The following is a 20297-nucleotide window of genomic DNA, read 5'->3' as shown; positions in this document are numbered from 1 at the left end:
CTGTCCTACCGCGAGCCGTCGATGCCGCTGGTCTCCACGGTCACGGGTCACCTCGTCACCGCGGGCCAGGTCACCGAGCCGCAGTACTGGGTGGACCAGGTCCGGGCGGCGGTGCGGTTCGCCGACGTGGTGACGGCGCTGGTCGGACTGGGCGCCACCACCCTGCTGGAGGTGGGTCCGGACGCGGTGCTGTCGGCGATGGCCCAGCAGTCCCTTGACGGTGAGGTGACCGTCGCGGCGACGATGCGCCGCAACCAGGACGAGAGCACCACGCTGCTGGCCGGGGTCGGTCGGGTGTTCACCGCCGGGGTCGGCGTGGACTGGCAGGCGGTACTGGCCGGGCGCGGGGGCCACCGAGTCGACCTGCCCACCTACGCCTTCCAGCGGGAACGGTTCTGGGTCAACGCGGTCGCCGCCGTCGCGGACGTGACCGCCGCCGGGCTGGACACCGCCGACCATCCGCTGCTGGGCGCGGCGGTGCTGCTGGCCGACTCCGACGGGGTCGTGCTGACCGGACGCCTGTCCGTCGACGCCCAGCCCTGGCTGGCCGACCACCGCATCGGTGACACCATCCTGTTCCCCGGCACCGGCTTCGTCGAACTGGCACTGCGCGCCGGACAGCAGGTGCGCGGAGACGCCCTGGCCGAGCTGACCCTGCACGCCCCGCTGGTGCTACCTGCCCGTGGCGCCGTATCGGTGCAGGTCGTCGTCGGACCTGCCGACGCATCCGGAGCGCGTACGGTCAGCGTCTACTCCCGCCCCCAGGGCGCCGCCGTGGCGGGCCTGCCCTGGACCAGGCACGCCACCGGTGTGCTCACCACCGGCCTGCCCGGCCGAGGCCTCGAGCTGACCCAGTGGCCGCCGACCGGCGCCGAACCGATCCCGGTCGACCGCCTGTACGACGACTTCACCGAGGCCGGTCTCGCCTACGGCCCGGTGTTCCAGGGCCTGCGCGCGGCGTGGCGTCGCGGCGACGAGATCTTCGCCGAGGTGGCGCTACCCGAGCAGGCACACGCCGACGCGGCCCGGTTCGGGCTGCACCCGGCCCTGCTCGACGCCGCCATGCACGGCGCGGTCTTCGCCGGGGTCGGCGGCAACCAGGCGGTGGTCCCGTTCAGCTGGTCGGCGGTGGCGCTGCACGCCGTCGGCGCGGCCATCGCCCGCGTGCGCCTGACCACGACACCCGGCGGCAGCCTGGTGCTCGACCTGGCCGATCCGACGGGTCAGCCGGTCGCCTCGGTCGGTTCCGTGGCGCTGCGCCCGATCTCCGCCGAGCAGGTCTCGGCGGCCCGGACCACCCACCACGACTCGCTGTTCACGCTGCGTTGGCAGCCGGTCCCCACCCCGCGCGCGGCCGCGCTGACCTGGTCGGTCTGGGACGGACCGACCGTGGACGGCGGTGTACCCGACGCGGTGGTGCTGGAGGTGCCGGGCGGCGCGGACGCCGCCTCGGTGCACGCGGCCACCCACCGGGTGCTCGCCGCGCTGCAGAACTGGCTGACCGAGGCCCGCTGGGCGCAGGCCCGCCTGCTGGTGGTGACCCGCTCGGCGGTGGCCGTGTCCGGCACCGGCGAGGTCGACCTCGCCCAGGCGGCGGTGCGCGGCCTGGTCCGGGCGGCGCAGTCGGAGCAGCCGGGCCGGATCGTGCAGCTCGACCTCGACTCCTTGACCGAGGACCGTGCGGCCGAAGCCGTCACGGCCGAACTCGCGGCCCTGGTCGGCCCGGTGCTGGCCACCGGCGAGTCGGAGCTGGTCGTGCGCGGCGGTGAACTGCTGGTGCCGCGCCTGGTCCGCGCGGGCGCCACGGCGGTCGCCGCGCCGATCGGGGACGGCCCGGTGCTGATCACCGGCGGCACGGGCGGGCTGGGCGCGCTGTTGGCGCGACACCTCGTCACCGCGTACGGCGTGAAGCACCTGATCCTGGCCAGCCGGCGCGGCCCGGCGGCTCCGGGCGCCGACGCACTGCGCGCCGAACTCACCGAGTTGGGCGCCCGCGTCGACCTCGCCGCCTGCGACCTGTCCGATCGCGCCGCCGTCGAGCGGCTGCTGGCGGGGGTGACGCTGCGCGGTGTCGTGCACGCGGCGGGCGTACTCGGCGACGGCGTCATCGCCTCCCTCACGCCGGAGCGCCTGGACGCGGTGCTCGCGGCGAAGGTCGACGCGGCGCTGCACCTGCACGAGTTGACCGCCGGGCACGAGCTCCCCCTGTTCGTCATGTTCTCCTCGGTCGCGGGCACGCTCGGCGCCCCCGGCCAGGGCAACTACGCCGCCGCCAACGTGTGCCTGGACGCGCTGGCCCAGCTGCGGCGCGCGCAGGGCCTGCCCGCGCAGTCGCTGGCCTGGGGCCTGTGGGCGCACGAGAGCGCCATGACCGGACGACTGGCCGGAGTGGACCGGGCCCGGATGGCGCAGGGTGGTGTGCTGCCACTCGCCGACGCCGAGGGCCTGGCCCTGTTCGACGCGGCCCGTTCCGTGGACGCGGCCGTGGTGGTCCCGGCCCACCTGGACCTGGCCGCCCTGCGCGGCCTCGGCGACGAGTTGCCCGAGCTGCTGCGCGAGCTTGTCCCCGCGGTACGCCGCCGCAGTGCCGACGGTGCGGCCCAGGCCGACGGGCTGCGGCGTCAGCTGGCGGCACTGCCCGAGGAGGAGTGGGAGGCGGCGCTGCTCGAACGCGTACGCGCGCACACCGCGGCCGTCCTCGGCCACGCCTCCGCCGACGCCGTCGACGCTGATCGTGCGTTCCAGGAGATGGGCTTCGACTCGCTGATGGCGGTCGAGTTCCGCAACGCCCTGAACACCGCCACCGGGCTGCGCCTGCCCTCGAGCCTCGTCTTCGACTACCCGAACCCGGCCGCGCTGGCCCGGCACCTGCTCACCGAAGTCGTCGGTCAGGCCGACGCCGACCTGGTCACGCCGGTCCGGGCCGCCGTGGATGAGCCGATCGCGATCGTGGGTATGGCCTGCCGTTATCCGGGTGGGGTGTCCTCGCCGGAGGAGTTGTGGCGGCTGGTCGCCGACGGGGTGGACGCGATCGGTGAGTTCCCGGCCGACCGTGGTTGGGACGTCGATCGGATCTTCGACCCGACGCCGGGGACCGAGGGCCGGACGTACACCCGTCACGGTGGTTTCCTCTACGACGCGGCGGAGTTTGATCCGGGGTTCTTCGGGATCTCGCCGAACGAGGCGTTGATCATGGATCCGCAGCAGCGGTTGCTGTTGGAGGCGTCGTGGGAGGCGTTGGAGCGGGCGGGCATCGACCCGCGTTCGCTGAAGGGCTCGGCCACCGGCGTGTTCGCCGGGGTCATGTACCACGACTACGCCGCCAACAGCAGCACCGGTGCGATCGCCTCCGGCCGGGTCTCCTACGTCTTCGGGCTGGAGGGCCCGTCGGTCACCATCGACACCGCCTGCTCGTCGTCGCTGGTCGCGATGCATCTGGCCGGTCAGGCGCTGCGGTCGGGTGAGTGCTCGCTGGCGCTGGCCGGCGGCGTCGCCGTGATGGCCACTCCGGAGGTCTTCGTCGAGTTCAGCCGCCAGCGCGGCCTGTCCGGCGACGGCCGGGCCCGATCCTTCTCCGACGCCGCCGACGGCACCGCCTGGTCCGAGGGCGTCGGGATGCTGCTGCTGGAGCGGCTGTCCGACGCGCGCCGCAACGGCCACCCGGTGCTCGCGATCGTCAGGGGCTCGGCCGTCAACCAGGACGGCGCGAGCAACGGTCTGACCGCGCCCAACGGCCCGTCGCAGCGCCGGGTGATCCGCCGCGCGCTGGCCTCGGCGGGACTCGTGACATCCGATGTGGACCTGGTGGAGGCGCACGGCACGGGCACCCGGCTGGGCGACCCGATCGAGGCGCAGGCGCTGCTGGCGACGTACGGGCAGGACCGGGATGAGCCGCTGTGGCTCGGCTCGATCAAGTCGAACATGGGGCACACCCAGGCGGCGGCCGGTGTCGCCGGTGTGATCAAGATGGTGGAGGCGATGCGGCACGGCGTGATGCCGCGTACGCTGCACGCCGAGCAGCCGTCGTCGCAGGTGGACTGGGCGGCGGGCAATGTACGGCTGCTCGCGGAGGCGCGCGAGTGGGCCCGACCCGGGCGTCCGCGCCGGGCCGGTGTCTCCTCGTTCGGTCTGAGCGGCACCAACGCACATGTGATCATCGAAGAGGTCGACGCGGCGCCCCAACCCGCCCGGCCCGCCCCGGCTGCCACCGCGCCGCCGGTGCCTTGGGTGCTGTCGGCGAAGTCCGCCCCGGCCCTCGCCGCGCAGGCGGCCCGGCTCGCCGCTCACCTCGACACCCACCCGGACCTGGAGCCCGTCGACGCGGCCTGGTCGCTGACGGCCGACCGGGTGCCGTTCGAGCACCGCGCGGTCGTCGTCGCCGCCGACCCCGCCACGGCCCTGACGGGTCTGTCCGCGCTGGCCGACGGCACCATGCGGCCAGACGTCGTCTCGGGCCGCGCCGCACCCGCGCCCACGACCGCGTTCCTGTTCACGGGTCAGGGTGCGCAGCGCTTGGGCATGGCCCGCGAGCTGTACGACGCCTACCCGGTGTTCGCGGCGCGTTTCGATGAGGTCTGTGCCGAGCTGGACCGCTGGTTGGATCGTCCGATCCGGGATGTGATCTGGGGCGGCGACGAGGACCTGGTCAATCAGACCGTCTATGCGCAGGCTGGGTTGTTCGCGGTTGAGGTGGCGCTGTTCGAGTTGCTGGCGTTCTGGGGTCTGAAGCCGCAGTACTTGGCCGGGCATTCGATCGGTGAGCTGTCGGCCGCCTGTGTGGCCGGGGTGTGGTCGTTGGCTGACGCGGCGAGGCTGGTGGCGGCGCGTGGCCGGTTGATGCAGGCCCTGCCCACGGGCGGTGTCATGGTCGCGGTCGAGGCGACCGAGGCTGAGGTGTTGCCGCTGCTGGTGGACGGGGTCGACATCGCGGCGGTCAACGGTCCGCGTGCCGTGGTCGTGTCGGGGGTGGAGTCTGCGGTCGAGCAGGTCGTGGCGCAGCTGTCGGCCGAGGGTCGTCGGTCGTCACGGCTTCGGGTGTCGCACGCGTTCCACTCGGTGCTGATGGAACCGATGCTGGCCGAGTACGGCCGGGTCGCGGCGGAACTCGTCTACAACGAGCCGCACATCCCGCTGGTCTCCACGGTCACCGGTCAGCTCGTGACGGCAGGTCAGCTCACCGAGCCGCAGTACTGGGTGGGTCAGGTTCGCGGTGCGGTGCGGTTCGCCGCCGCGGTCAAGACGCTGGTGGGTCTGGGCGCGTCGGTGCTGCTGGAGGTGGGTCCGGACGCGGTGTTGACCGCCATGGCCCAGCAGTCGCTGGACACCGACGTCACGGTGGCCGCCACCTCGCGCCGTAATCAGGACGAGAACAGCACGCTGCTGGCCGGGGTCGGTCGGGTGTTCACCGCCGGGGTCGGCGTGGACTGGCAGGCCGTGCTGGCCGGGCGGGGCGGACGGCGGGTCGAGCTGCCCACGTACGCGTTCCAGCGTGAACGGTTCTGGTTGGACACTCGGGAGTACCTGGCCTCGTCCTGGTTCGGCGGCGAGTTCGGTGGCGTCACCGCGGCTGGTCTCGACGCGGCCGACCACCCGCTGCTGGGCGCGGTCGTCGCGGCGCCGGACTCCGGCGGCACGGTGCTGACCGGCCGCCTGTCGGCCGAGACCCAGCCGTGGCTGGCCGACCACCGCATCGGCGACACGATCCTGTTCCCCGGCACCGGGTTCGTGGAACTCGCGCTGCGCGCCGGTCGCCAGGTCGACTGCGACGTGCTCGCCGAGCTGGCGTTGCAGGCCCCGCTGATCCTGCCGGAGCGTGGCGGCGTCGCGGTGCAGGTCGCCGTGGGCGGCGCCGACGCGTCCGGGCGCCGTACCGTGTCGATCTTCTCACGAGCCGCCGACGGCGGTGCCTGGGTCCAGCACGCCGAGGGCGTGCTGGACACCGACCGGGCGCCGCTGGCCGCCCTCGCCGACCTCGCGGCGTGGCCGCCGCCGGGTGCCGAGCCGGTCGACGTCTCCGGCGCGTACGAGCTGCTGCGCGAGCAGGGCTACGGCTACGGCCCGGTGTTCCAGGGGCTGCGTGCCGCCTGGCGGCGCGGCGAGGAGACGTTCGCCGAGGTCGCGCTGCCGGAGCAGGCGCACGCCGACGCGGCCCGGTTCGGGCTGCACCCGGCCCTGCTCGACGCCGCCATGCACGCGGCTCTGTTCGACGACGACGGGCACCGCGGCGGGCAGACCGTGCTGCCGTTCGTCTGGACCGGTGTCGCACTGCACGCGGTCGGCGCGGCCACGCTGCGGGTGCGGCTGGCCGCCGTGGGCGAGGGCAGCCTCACGCTGGCTGTCGCCGACGGGGCGGGCCAGCCGGTGCTGTCGGCCCGGTCGGTGCTCGGCCGCCCGGTCACCGCCGAGGGTCTGGGCGGTGCGCGCGGGCGTGACGGCGCACTATTCGGGATCGAGTGGGTGCGGGTGGGCGCGGCCGTGGCCGCCGAGCCGGACTGGGTCGTGCTGGGGGCGGCGGTCGCGGGGCTCACGTCGTACGACGGCGTGGTCGAACTGGACGCGGCCCTGGCGCGCGGCACCGCCGTGCCCGCCGTGGTGGTCGCGTGCTGCCCCACCGGCGCGGCCGACGTGCCCGCCGGTATGCGTGCCGCGACCGCGCAGGTGCTCACGACGCTGCAGTGGTGGCTCGCCGACGAGCGGTTCCAGGACGGACAGCTGGTCGTGGCGACCCGTGGCGCGGCCGCCCTGGCCGGTGCGGACGTCGACCTGGGCACCGCGCCGGTGTGGGGTCTGGTGCGTGCCGCGCAGGCCGAGCACCCGGGCCGGATCGTCCTGCTCGACCTCGACGACCTCGGCGCCCTGCCCGAGGTGCTCGGCGGCGCCGTCGCCGCCGGTGAGCCCGAACTGGCGGCCCGCGCGGGCTTCCTGCACGCGCCGCGCCTCACCCCGGTCGCGCCGTCCGACACCTCGACTCAGCCGCGCCTCGACCCCGAGCTGCCGGTACTGGTCACCGGCGGCACCGGCGGTCTCGGCGCGCTGCTGGCCCGGCACCTGGTGACCGCGCACGGCGTGGGCCACCTGCTGCTGACCAGCCGTCGCGGCCTGGCCGCGCCCGGCGCGCCCGAACTCGCGGCCGAGCTGCGCGAACTGGGCGCGACGGTCACGGTGGCCGCGTGCGACGTGGCGGACCGGGCCGCGCTGGCGGAACTGCTTTCGGGGGTACGTCTGGGCGGTGTCGTGCACGCGGCCGGTGTCGCCGACAACGGCCTGGTCGCGGCGCTGACCCCGGACCGGCTCGACGCGGTGTTCGGGCCGAAGGCTGACGCCGCCTGGTACCTGCACGAACTGACCGAGCACCTGGAACTCGGCCTGTTCGCGCTGATCTCGTCGGCGGGCGGCCTGGTGCTCGCGGCGGGCCAGGGCAACTACGCCGCCGCCAATGTCTTCCTCGACGGGCTCGCCGCGCACCGCCGGGCTCGCGGCCTGGTCGCGACCTCCATCGCGTACGGGCTCTGGGGCGTGGAGACCGGCCTCGGCGGGGTGCTCGCCGAGGCCGAGGAGCGGATGGCGCGGCTGGGTCTACCCGCGCTTCCGCCCGCCCAGGGCTTGGACCTGTTCGACGCGGCGGTCGAGTCGGACCGGTCCCTGTTGGTCGGGCTCCGCCTGGACACCGGGACGCTGTCCGCGCGTACCGACGAGCTGCCCGCGCTGCTGCGCGGCGTGGTGCGCCCACGCCTGCGCCGGGCCCTGACCGCCGCCGGTGGCGCCGCTGCCGGGTGGGCGGCACGGCTGGCCGCGCTGCCGGTCGCGGAGCGGCGGGCCGTCGTGCTGGCGGAGGTGCGTACGAAGGTGGCGGCCGTGCTCGGCCACGCGTCGGTGGACGCGGTCGAGGCCGATCGGGCCTTCCAGGAACTGGGCTTCGATTCGCTGTCGGCGGTGGAGCTGCGCAACCAGCTCAACACCGTGACCGGCCTGCGGCTGCCCGCGACCCTGATCTTCGATTATCCGTCGGCGTCGCGGGTGGCGGAGTTCGTCGAGGGTGAGCTGCTGGGTTCGGCGGTCGACGACGTACCGGTGGTCGTGGCGACTGCGGTGGACGAGCCGATCGCGATCGTGGGTATGGCCTGCCGTTATCCGGGTGGGGTGTCCTCGCCGGAGGAGTTGTGGCGGCTGGTCGCCGACGGGGTGGACGCGATCGGTGAGTTCCCGGCCGACCGGGGTTGGGACACCGATCGGATCTTCGACCCGACGCCGGGGACCGAGGGCCGGACGTACACCCGTCACGGCGGTTTCCTCTACGACGCGGCGGAGTTTGATCCGGGGTTCTTCGGGATCTCGCCGAACGAGGCGTTGATCATGGATCCGCAGCAGCGGTTGCTGTTGGAGGCGTCGTGGGAGGCGTTGGAGCGGGCGGGCATCGACCCGCGTTCGCTGAAGGGCTCGGCCACCGGCGTGTTCGCCGGGGTCATGTACCACGACTACGCCAAGAACAACGAGGTCGGCACCACCAGCGGCGGCAGCCTCGTCTCCGGCCGGGTCTCCTACACCCTGGGCCTGGAAGGTCCGTCGGTCACGGTCGACACCGCCTGCTCGTCGTCGCTGGTCGCGATGCATCTGGCCGGTCAGGCGCTGCGGTCGGGTGAGTGCTCGCTGGCGCTGGCCGGCGGCGTCGCCGTGATGGCCACCCCCGACATGATCATCGAGTTCAGCCGCCAGCGTGGTCTGGCCGCCGACGGCCGGGCGAAGTCGTTCGCCGAGGCGGCCGACGGCACCGCCTGGGCCGAAGGCGTCGGTGTGCTGCTGCTGGAGCGGCTGTCCGACGCCCGCCGCAACGGCCACCGGATCCTCGCCGTGGTACGCGGCTCCGCCGTCAACCAGGACGGTGCCAGCAACGGCATGTCCGCCCCCAACGGCCCGTCGCAGCGCCGGGTGATCCGCCGCGCGCTGGCGGCGGCCGGACTGCGGCCCGCCGACGTGGACGTGGTCGAGGCGCACGGCACCGGCACCACGCTGGGTGACCCGATCGAGGCGCAGGCGGTGCTGGCGACGTACGGGCAGGACCGGGACGAGCCGCTGTGGCTCGGGTCGATCAAGTCGAACATGGGTCACGCGCAGGCGGCGGCCGGTGTCGCTGGTGTGATCAAGATGGTCGAGGCGATGCGGCACGGCGTCATGCCGCGCACCCTGCACGTCGACGAGCCGTCGACGCACGTCGACTGGACGGCGGGCCGGGTGGAACTGCTCGTCGAGGCTCGCGAATGGACCCGTGTCGGCCGCCCCCGCCGGGCCGGTATCTCGTCGTTCGGCATCAGCGGCACCAACGCACACCTGATCGTCGAGGAGGCGCCCGCCGTTCCGGCTCCGCAGCCCGCCCAGCCGGAACCCGTCGGCGCCCTGCCGTACGTGCTCTCCGCGCGCGGGTCGGCGGCGCTGGCCGACCAGGCGGCGCGACTGGCCGAGCGCCTGACCACGCGGCCTGAGCTGAGCCTGGTCGACGTGGCGTACACGCTGACCACCTCACGCGCGACGCTGGAGAACCGCGTCGTGCTGACCGCCACCGACCGGGCCAGCCTGCTCGCGGCGCTGACCCAGGCTGCCACCGGCGCGCCGATCGGCTCGGGCCCGGCCCGTTCGGATGCGGTCCCGGCGTTCCTGTTCACGGGTCAGGGTGCGCAGCGGCTGGGCATGGCCCGGGAGCTGTATGACGCCTACCCGGTGTTCGCGGCGCGTTTCGACGAGGTCTGTGCCGAGCTGGACCGCTGGTTGGATCGTCCGATCCGGGATGTGATCTGGGGCGGCGACGAAGACCTCGTGAACCAGACGGTGTTCGCGCAGGCTGGTCTGTTCGCGGTTGAGGTGGCGCTGTTCGAGTTGCTGGCGTTCTGGGGTGTCAGGCCGCAGTACTTGGCCGGGCATTCGATCGGTGAGCTGTCGGCCGCCTGTGTGGCCGGGGTGTGGTCGTTGGCCGACGCGGCGAGGCTGGTGGCGGCGCGTGGCCGGTTGATGCAGGCCCTGCCCACGGGTGGGGTGATGGTGGCGGTCGAGGCGACCGAGGCTGAGGTGTTGCCGCTGCTGGTGGACGGGGTCGATATCGCGGCGGTCAACGGCCCGCGCGCAGTGGTCGTGTCCGGGGTGGAGTCTGCGGTCGAGCAGGTCGTGGCGAAGCTGGGCGCGGACGGTCGTCGGACGTCGCGGTTGCGGGTGTCGCACGCGTTCCACTCGCTGCTGATGGAGCCGATGCTGGCCGACTACGCGAAGGTCGCCGCCGAGCTGTCCTACCGCGAGCCGTCGATTCCGCTGGTGTCGACGGTGACCGGCAAGCTGGTCGCCGCTGGTGAGCTCACTGATCCGCAGTACTGGGTGGGTCAGGTTCGTGGCGCGGTGCGGTTCGCCGCCGCGGTCACGACGCTGGTGGGTCTGGGCGCGTCGGTGCTCCTGGAAGTCGGTCCTGACGCCGTGTTGACCGCGATGGCCCAGCAGTCCCTTGACGGTGAGGTGACCGTCGCGGCGACGATGCGCCGCAACCAGGACGAGAACAGCACGTTGCTGGCCGGGGTCGGTCGGGTGTTCACCGCCGGGGTCGGCGTGGACTGGCAGGCGGTACTGGCCGGGCGCGGGGGACGTCAGGTCGAGCTGCCGACGTACGCGTTCCAGCGGGAACGGTACTGGGTCAACGCGGTCGGGGCGGTCGCCGATGTGGCCGCCGCCGGGCTGGACACCGCCGATCACCCGCTGCTGGCCGCATCGGTGCTGCTGGCCGACTCGGGCGCGCTGGTGCTGACCGGCCGACTGTCCGTCGACGCCCAGCCGTGGCTGGCCGACCACCGCATCGGCGAGACGATCCTGTTCCCCGGCACCGGCTTCGTCGAACTCGCGCTGCGCGCCGGACAGCAGGTCGGCTGCGCGGTGCTGGCGGAGCTGGCGATGCAGTCGCCGCTGACGCTGCCAGAGCACGGGGGAGCCGCGATCCAGGTGGCCGTGGGCGCCGCAGACGTCCGGGGGGACCGGTCGGTGGCGGTGCACTCGCGCGCCGACGGCGACACCGGGTGGACCCTGCACGCCGAGGGCGTGCTCACCGGCTCCACGTCCACCTCCGCACTGGCGGAACTCACCTCGTGGCCGCCGGCCGGAGCCGAGCCGGTGGACCTGACCGACGCGTACGATGCCCTGCGCGCGCAGGGCTACGGCTACGGCCCGGTCTTCCAGGGCCTGCGGGCGCTGTGGCGCCGGGGCGAGGAGACGTTCGCCGAGGTGGTGCTGCCGGAGCAGGCGCATGCTGACGCGGCCCGGTTCGGGCTGCACCCGGCGCTGTTCGACGCCGCCATGCACGGCGGCCTGGTCGACGACGATGGGCGACGCGACGGGCAGACCGTGCTGCCGTTCGTCTGGAACGGCGTGGAACTGCACGCGGTCGGCGCGACCGTGCTGCGCGTACGCAACGCGCCCGCCGGACCGGACAGCATCACGCTTACCGTCGCCGACGCAACCGGCAGTCCGGTGGCCACGGTGCGCTCGCTGGTGTCGCGGCACGTCGACGCCGCCATGCCCGCGACTCGGCGACAGGGCGGCGCGCTGTACGACCTCGCCTGGCTGCCCGCGCCGACCCTGGTCGGTGCCGCCCAGGGCTGGGTGGCCGCCGGATCGGGTGCTGCCGTGCTCGGATCGGCCCACGGCAGCGTCACCGCGCTCGTCGCGGCGGGTGAGAACGCGCCGGTCATCGTGCTGGCCTGCGACGACGCTGTGGTTGGCGGCCCTGCCGCGATGCACGCGGCGACCGGCGCCGTGCTGAGCGAGGTGCAGGCCTGGCTGGCCGAGCCCCGGTTCGCCGAGTCCCATCTGGTCGTGCTGACCCGAGGCGCCGTCGCCACGCCGGACGACCGCGAGGTCAACCTGATGTCCGCCCCGGTATGGGGTCTGGTGCGTGCCGCGCAGGCGGAGCACCCGTCCCGGATCACGCTGCTCGACGCCGACTCGTACGCGGAGGTCGCCGCAGTGCTGGGCACCGTGGCGTCGCTCGGCGAGCCGGAGCTGGCCCTGCGCGACGGCCGGTTGCTGGTGCCGCGCCTGGCCCCGGTGACTTCCACGAATGAACTCGTCACCCTCGATCCCGATCTGCCGATTCTGGTGACGGGTGGCACGGGTGGTCTGGGTGCGTTGCTGGCCCGTCATCTGGTCACCGCGTACGGGGTGCGCAGGCTGGTGTTGACCAGCCGTCGTGGGCTGGCGGCGCCGGGTGCTCGTGAGCTGGTGGATGAGCTGACGGGCCTTGGTGCGTCGGTGAAGGTCGCCGCGTGTGACGTGTCGGATCGCGCCGCGGTGGCGAAGTTGTTGAAGGGGGTACGGCTGGGTGGGGTCGTGCACGCGGCTGGTGTCGCGGACAACGGCCTGGTGGAGGCGCTGACTGCGGAGCGGTTGGACGTGGTGTTCGGCCCGAAGGCGGACGCGGCGTGGTATCTGCACGAGCTGACGGCTCGGATGGACCTGAAGTTGTTCGTGTTGGTGTCCTCGGCGGGTGGTCTGCTGCTGGCGGCTGGTCAGGGCAACTACGCCGCCGCCAACGTGTTCCTCGACGCGCTCGCCGCACACCGCCGCGCCAGTGGCCTGGTCGCGACGTCGATCGCATACGGACTCTGGAACGTCGGGACCGGGTTGAGCCAGTACCTCAGTGAGGTGGATCTGGCCCGGATGGCCCGGCAGGGCCTGCCCGCGCTGTCGGTCGACGACGGCCTGGGACTGTTCGACGCGGCAGTGGCCAGCGAGCGGGCCGGGGTGGCCGCCCTACGCGTGGACACCCGAGCCTTGGCCGCCCGCCCGGACGATGTTCCGGCGCTGCTGCGTGGGTTGGTGCGTCCGTCGTTGCGGCGTGCGGCCGCCGCGTCGGGTGTCGCCGGTGACTGGGCGTCCCGCCTGGCCGCGCTGCCTGCCGCCGAGCGGCGTGGGGTGGTGCTGGCCGAGGTACGCGCGAAGGTCGCGGCGGTGCTGGGTCACGCGTCGGTGGACGCGGTCGAGGCGGATCGGGCGTTCCAGGAGTTGGGCTTCGATTCGCTGTCGGCGGTGGAGCTGCGCAACCAGCTCAACACCGTGACCGGTCTGCGGTTGCCTGCGACGTTGGTCTTCGACTACCCGTCGGCGGCCCGGGTGGCGGAGTTCGTGGAGGGTGAGCTGCTGGGTTCGGCGGTCGACGAGGCGCCGGTCGTGGCGGCCGTCGCTGTCGATGAGCCGATCGCGATCGTGGGTATGGCTTGCCGTTTCCCGGGTGGGGTGTCCTCGCCGGAGGGCCTGTGGCGGCTGGTCGCGGGTGGGGTGGATGCGATCACGCCGTTCCCGACCGATCGTGGTTGGGACGTCGACCGGATCTTCGACCCGACTCCGGGGATGCCGGGTAAGACCTATGGCCTGACCGGTGGTTTCTTGTATGACGCGGCGGAGTTTGATCCGGGGTTCTTCGGGATCTCGCCGAATGAGGCGTTGGCGATGGATCCGCAGCAGCGGTTGTTGTTGGAGGCGTCGTGGGAGGCGTTGGAGCGGGCGGGTATTGATCCGGGTTCGTTGAAGGGTTCGCCGACCGGGGTGTTCGCCGGGGTGATGTATCACGATTACGGGTTGAGTGAGGAGTCTGGTTCGACCAGTGGTGGGAGCCTGGTCACGGGGCGGGTGTCGTACACCCTGGGTTTGGAGGGTCCGTCGGTCACGGTTGATACGGCGTGTTCGTCGTCGCTGGTGGCGATGCATTTGGCGGGTCAGGCGCTACGGTCGGGGGAGTGCAGTCTGGCGTTGGCCGGTGGTGTGACGGTGATGGCGCGGCCGGACATGTTCGTGTATTTCAGCAATCAGCGTGGTCTGGCTGCTGACGGGCGCTGCAAGTCGTTCTCCGACGACGCCGACGGCACCAACGTCTCCGAGGGCGTCGGGGTGCTGCTGCTGGAGCGTTTGTCCGACGCCCGCCGCAACGGTCATCCGATCCTGGCCGTGATCCGTGGCTCGGCGGTCAACCAGGACGGTGCCAGCAACGGCATGACCGCCCCGAACGGCCCGTCGCAGCGACGCGTGATCCGCCGAGCCTTGGCCGCGGCCGGACTTCGGGCCGGGGACGTGGACGTGGTGGAGGCGCATGGTACGGGCACCCGGCTGGGTGACCCGATCGAGGCGCAGGCGCTGCTGGCGACGTACGGGCAGGACCGGGACGAGCCGCTGTGGCTCGGGTCGATCAAGTCCAACATCGGGCACGCGCAGGCGGCGGCCGGTGTCGCCGGTGTGATCAAGATGGTGGAGGCGATGCGGCACGGCGTCATGCCGCCGACCCTGTACGCCGAGCAGCCGTCCGCGCAGGTGGACTGGACCTCGGGTGATGTACGGCTGCTGACCGAGGCCCGGGAGTGGGCTGCCGTCGGGCGGCCCCGTCGGGCGGGTGTCTCCTCGTTCGGTCTGAGCGGCACCAACGCGCACCTGATCGTGGAGGAGGCGCCGAGGCCGAGCGAGGCCTCCGCGCGTACGCCCGAATCCCGGCCGATGCCGTGGGTGCTGTCGGCGAAGTCCCTGCCCGCGCTGCATGCCCAGGCCGCGCGCCTGCGCGACCGACTGGTCGGCGAGCCGACCCCGAACCCGCTGGACGTCGCCTGGTCGCTGGCGACCACCCGCGCGTTGTTCGAGCACCGCGCCGTCGTCGTCGGCACCACCACCGCCGATCTGTCCACGGCCCTGGAGACGCTGACCGGCCACGGCCGCGCCACGACCGCACCCACGTCCGCATTCCTGTTCACGGGTCAGGGTGCGCAGCGTCTGGGCATGGGCCGGGAGTTGTATGACGCCTACCCGGTGTTCGCGTCCCGTTTCGATGAGGTCTGTGCCGAACTGGACCGTTGGCTGGACCGGCCGATTCGCGAGGTCGTCTGGGGCGGCGACGAAGACCTGCTCAACCAGACCGTCTATGCGCAGGCTGGCCTGTTCGCGGTCGAGGTGGCGCTGTTCGAGTTGTTGGCGTTGTGGGGTGTGCGGCCGCAGTTCCTGGCTGGGCATTCGATCGGTGAGCTGTCGGCGGCGTGTGTGGCCGGGGTGTGGTCGTTGGCTGACGCGGCGAGGCTGGTGGCGGCGCGTGGCCGGTTGATGCAGGCCCTGCCCACGGGTGGGGTGATGGTCGCCGTGGAGGCGACCGAGGCTGAGGTGTTGCCGCTGCTGGTGGACGGGGTCGATATCGCGGCGGTCAACGGCCCGCGCGCGGTGGTCGTGTCCGGGGTGGAGTCTGCGGTCGAGCAGGTCGTGGCGCAGCTGGGCGCGGACGGTCGTCGGACGTCACGGCTTCGGGTGTCGCACGCGTTCCACTCGCTGCTGATGGAACCGATGCTGGCCGACTACGCGAAGGTCGCCGCCGAGCTGTCCTACCGCGAGCCGTCGATGCCGTTGGTCTCCACGGTCACGGGTCACCTCGTCACCGCGGGCCAGGTCACCGAGCCGCAGTACTGGGTGGACCAGGTCCGGGCGGCGGTGCGGTTCGCCGATGCGGTGACGGCGCTGGTCGGACTGGGCGCCACGACCCTGCTGGAGGTGGGTCCGGACGCGGTGTTGACCGCCATGGCCCAGCAGTCCCTCGACGGTGAGGTGACCGTCGCGGCGACGATGCGCCGCAACCAGGACGAGAACAGCACGCTGCTGGCCGGGGTCGGTCGGGTGTTCACCGCCGGGGTCGGCGTGGACTGGCAGGCGGTACTGGCCGGGCGGGGCGGCCGCCGGATCGAGCTGCCCACGTACGCGTTCCAGCGCGAACGGTTCTGGATGCTGGAGCGGCCGACCGAGGACGCGGCCGCGATGGGCCTGGAGTCCGCGGACCACCCGCTGCTCGCGGCACTGGTGGCGGCCCCGGACGTGGACGGCGCGGTCGTGCTGACCGGCCGCCTCTCCGTCGACGGCCACTCGTGGCTCGCCGACCACCGCATCGGCGGTAGCATCGTCTTCCCGGGTACCGGGTTCGTGGAGTTGGCACTGCACGCCGGTCGGCAGGTCGACTGCGACGAGCTGGCCGAGCTGACCCTGCAGGCGCCGCTGGTGCTGCCCGAGCGCGGCGGCGTCCCCGTGCGTGTCGTGGTCGAAGCCGCGGCCCTGTCGGGCGAGCGGCAGCTGGCGATCCTGTCGCGGGCCGAGCACGGCGGTTGGCAGACGCATGCCGAGGGCGTGCTGCTGCGCGACATGGCCGACCGCGCCCCGTCGGGCCTGGCCGAGTGGCCGCCGCAGGGTGCCGAGCCGATCGACGTGTCCGGGGCGTACGAGCTGCTCCGCGAGCAGGGTTACGGCTACGGTCCGGTGTTCCAGGGCCTGCGCGCCGCTTGGCGCCGGGGCGAGGACGTGTTCGCCGAGGTGGCGCTGCCGGAGCAGGCGCACGCCGACGCGGCCCGGTTCGGGCTGCACCCGGCGCTGTTCGACGCCGCCATGCATGCGGGCCTGGTCGCCGGTGACGGTGCGGACGGCCCGACGATGCTCCCCTTCGCCTGGAACAGCGTGTCGGTGTACGCGGCGGGCGCGACGAGCCTGCGCGTGGCCCTGGTCCGGGCGGCCGGTGGCGAGGTGGCGATGACGTTGGCCGACGCCGTGGGCGCCCCGGTGGCCCGGGTCGCCTCGGTCGTGGGCCGTCCGATCGCCGCCGCGCAGACCGCCGGATCGGTGCCGCTGCTGGCGGTCGAGTGGGTTCCGGCCGCGGCGGTGTCGGCGGAATCGGTGGTGTACGCGGGCTGGGACCCCGCTGCCGTCGAAGTCCCGCCGGTGGTGCTGCTGACCTGCGACGGTTCCACCGATCCCCTGATCGGGATGCGGGTGGCGACCGGTCGGGTGCTCGCGGCGCTGCAGACCTGGCTGGCCGACCGTCGCTACGAGGACTCGCGCCTGGTGGTGCTCACCTCGGGCGCGGTCGGCGGCGCCGGCGGCCTGGACCTGTCCGTCGCCCCGGTGTGGGGTCTGGTGCGGGCCGCGCAGGCGGAGCACCCGGGCCGGATCACGCTGCTCGACGCGGCCGCCGCCGATCGCGGTGACCTGGCCCGGCTGCTCGGCGCGGCGCTGGCCACCGGCGAACCGGAGCTGGCACTGCGCGACCACGGGCTGCGCGTACCTCGCCTGGCCCGCACGCCCGCCGCCGACCTGCCCGCCCTCGACCCCGACCTGCCGATCCTGGTGACCGGCGGTACGGGTGGCCTGGGTGCCCTGTTCGCCCGTCACCTGGTGTCCGCGTACGGGGTGCGCAAGCTGATCCTGACGAGCCGCCGTGGCGTCGCCGCGCCGGGCGCCCGTGAGCTGGTCGAGGAGCTGAAGAGCCTCGGTGCGTGGGTGAAGGTGTCGGCGTGTGACGTGTCGGACCGGGCGTCGATGGCGAAGCTGCTGAAGGGGGTACGGCTCGGCGGTGTGGTGCACGCGGCCGGTGTGGCCGACAACGGCTTGATCGGGGCGCTCACCCCGGAACGGCTCGACGCGGTGCTCGCGCCGAAGGCCGACGCGGCGTGGCATCTGCACGAGCTGACGGCTCGGATGGACCTGCGGATGTTCGTGCTGGTGTCGTCGGCGGGCGGTCTGCTCCTGGCCGCGGGCCAGGGCAACTACGCGGCCGCGAACGTGTTCCTGGACGCGCTGGCCGCACACCGCCGGGCCAACGGCCTGGCGGCGACCTCGATCGCATACGGCCTCTGGAACGTCGGGGCAGGGCTCGGGCAGTACCTGACCGATGTCGACCTTGCCCGCATCGCGCGGCAGGGCGTGCCCGCGCTGTCGGCCGAGGACGGGCTCGCCCTGTTCGATGCCGCACTCGCCGCGGACGGTCCCGTCGTCGGGGTGCGCATCGATGCCGCCGCACTGCGTACCTCCGCCGACGGTGTTCCGGCGCTGCTGCGTGGGTTGGTGCGTCCGTCGTTGCGGCGGGCGGCCGCCGCGTCGGGCGTCGCTGGCGCCTGGGCGTCGCGGCTGGCCGCGCTGCCCGCTGCGGAGCGGCGTGGGGTGGTGTTGGCTGAGGTGCGGGCGAAGGTCGCGGCGGTGCTCGGGCATGCGTCGGTGGACGCGGTCGAGGCGGATCGTGCGTTCCAGGAGTTGGGCTTCGATTCGCTGTCGGCGGTGGAACTGCGCAACCAGCTCAACACCCTGACCGGTCTGCGTCTGCCCGCGACGCTGGTGTTCGACTACCCGTCCGCTTCGCGGGTGGCCGAGTTCGTCGAGGGTGAACTGCTGGGTTCGGCGGTCGACGACGGGCCCGTCGTGGCCGCGGTCGCTGTCGACGAGCCGATCGCGATCGTCGGTATGGCCTGCCGCTATCCGGGTGGGGTGTCGTCGCCGGAGGAGTTGTGGCGGCTGGTCGCCGACGGCGTGGACGCGATCACGCCGTTCCCGACCGACCGTGGTTGGGATATGGATCGGATCTTCGACCCGACCCCGGGCGCACCCGGCAAGACCTACGGCGTGACCGGTGGTTTCCTGTATGACGCGGCGGAGTTCGATCCGGGGTTCTTCGGGATCTCGCCGAATGAGGCGTTGGCGATGGATCCGCAGCAGCGTCTGCTGTTGGAGGCGTCGTGGGAGGCGTTGGAGCGGGCGGGTATCGACCCGGGCACGCTCAAGGGCTCGCCGACCGGTGTCTTCGCCGGTGTCATGAACCACGACTACGGCATGGGCAGCGATCTGGGCAGCACCAGCGGCGGCAGCCTGATCACCGGGCGGGTGTCGTACACCCTGGGTCTGGAGGGTCCGGCGGTCACCGTCGACACGGCCTGCTCGTCGTCACTGGTCGCCCTGCACTGGGCCGGTCAGGCGCTGCGGTCCGGCGAGTGCTCGCTGGCGCTGGCCGGCGGTGTCACCGTTATGTCCACTCCGGACATGTATGTGTATTTCAGCAGCCAGCGCGGTCTGGCGGCGGACGGCCGCTGCAAGTCGTTCTCCGATGACGCGGACGGCACCGGAGTGTCCGAAGGTGTGGGCGTGCTGGTGCTGGAGCGCCTGTCCGACGCCCGCCGCAACGGCCACCAGGTCCTGGCCGTGATCCGGGGCTCCGCGATCAACCAGGACGGCGCGAGCAACGGCATCACCGCCCCCAATGGGCCGTCGCAGCGACGGGTGATCCGGCGTGCGCTGTCCTCGGCGGGGCTGACCACGACGGATGTGGACGTGGTGGAGGCGCATGGTACGGGCACCCGGCTGGGTGACCCGATCGAGGCGCAGGCGCTGCTGGCGACGTATGGCCAGGGCCGAGACGAGCCGTTGTGGCTGGGTTCGGTGAAGTCGAACCTGGGCCACACGCAGGCGGCGGCGGGTGTCGCTGGTGTGATCAAGATGGTCGAGGCGATGCGGCACGGCGTCATGCCGCCGACCCTGCACGCCGAGCAGCCGTCCGCGCAGGTGGACTGGTCGGCGGGCAGCGTACGGCTGCTGACCGAGGCGCGGGAGTGGGCGGTCGCCGGGCGGCCTCGCCGGGCGGGCATCTCCTCGTTCGGTCTGAGCGGCACCAACGCGCACGTGATCCTGGAGGAGGCGCCCGAGCGTACCCCGGCGCCCGCCGTCGCGCCGAGCGCCGGGACGGTGCTGCCCGTGGTGCTGTCGGCGAAGACGCCGTCGGCCCTGCGGGCCCAGGCCGGTCGCCTGCACGCCCGGCTGGACGCGCGACCGGACACCCGCCTGCTCGATGTCGCCTGGTCGCTGGCGACGAGCCGGGCCGTGTTCGAGCATCGCGCGGTGGTGACCGCCACCGACCGCGACAGCCTGCTCGCCGAGCTGGCCCGCATCGCCGAGGGCGACCTGGCCGCCGTCGGCGTCGCCGGCGGCTCGGCTCGCACCGTCGCCGTCTCGGCGTTCCTGTTCACCGGTCAGGGTGCGCAGCGCTTGGGCATGGCCCGCGAGCTGTACGACGCATACCCCGTGTTCGCGTCCCGGTTCGATGAGGTCTGTGCCGAGCTGGACCGCTGGTTGGATCGTTCGATCCGGGATGTGATCTGGGGTGAGGACGAGGACCTGGTCCACCAGACCGTCTACGCGCAGGCTGGGTTGTTCGCGGTTGAGGTGGCGCTGTTCGAGTTGTTGGCGTTGTGGGGTGTGCGGCCGCAGTTCCTGGCCGGGCATTCGATCGGTGAGCTGTCGGCGGCGTGTGTGGCCGGGGTGTGGTCGTTGGCTGATGCGGCCCGGCTGGTGGCGGCGCGTGGCCGGTTGATGCAGGCCCTGCCCACGGGTGGGGTGATGGTGGCCGTGGAGGCGACCGAGGCCGAGGTCAGTGCGCTGCTGGTGGACGGGGTCGATATCGCGGCGGTCAACGGCCCGCGTGCCGTGGTCGTGTCCGGGGTGGAGTCTGC

The 20297-nt window shown here is 73.1% G+C and carries 1 protein-coding gene (only partly in view); it reads left to right on the top strand.

Annotation, left to right across the window (positions count from 1 at the left end):
* Nucleotides 1-21 precede the first annotated feature (21 nt).
* Nucleotides 22-20297: the 5' portion of a type I polyketide synthase gene (locus KUA19_RS40780; RefSeq protein ID WP_217405177.1), read on the top strand. Its footprint extends 8350 nt past the window's final position; the window shows 20276 of its 28626 coding nt (coding positions 1-20276); the start codon lies at nt 22-24; the stop codon falls past the right edge of the window.

The sequence above is a fragment of the Catellatospora tritici genome (genome assembly GCF_019083965.1).
GTDB classification, from domain to species: Bacteria; Actinomycetota; Actinomycetes; order Mycobacteriales; family Micromonosporaceae; genus Catellatospora; species Catellatospora tritici.
Note: the sequence above shows the minus strand (reverse complement) of the source record. Positions and strands in the feature narration are given on the sequence as shown.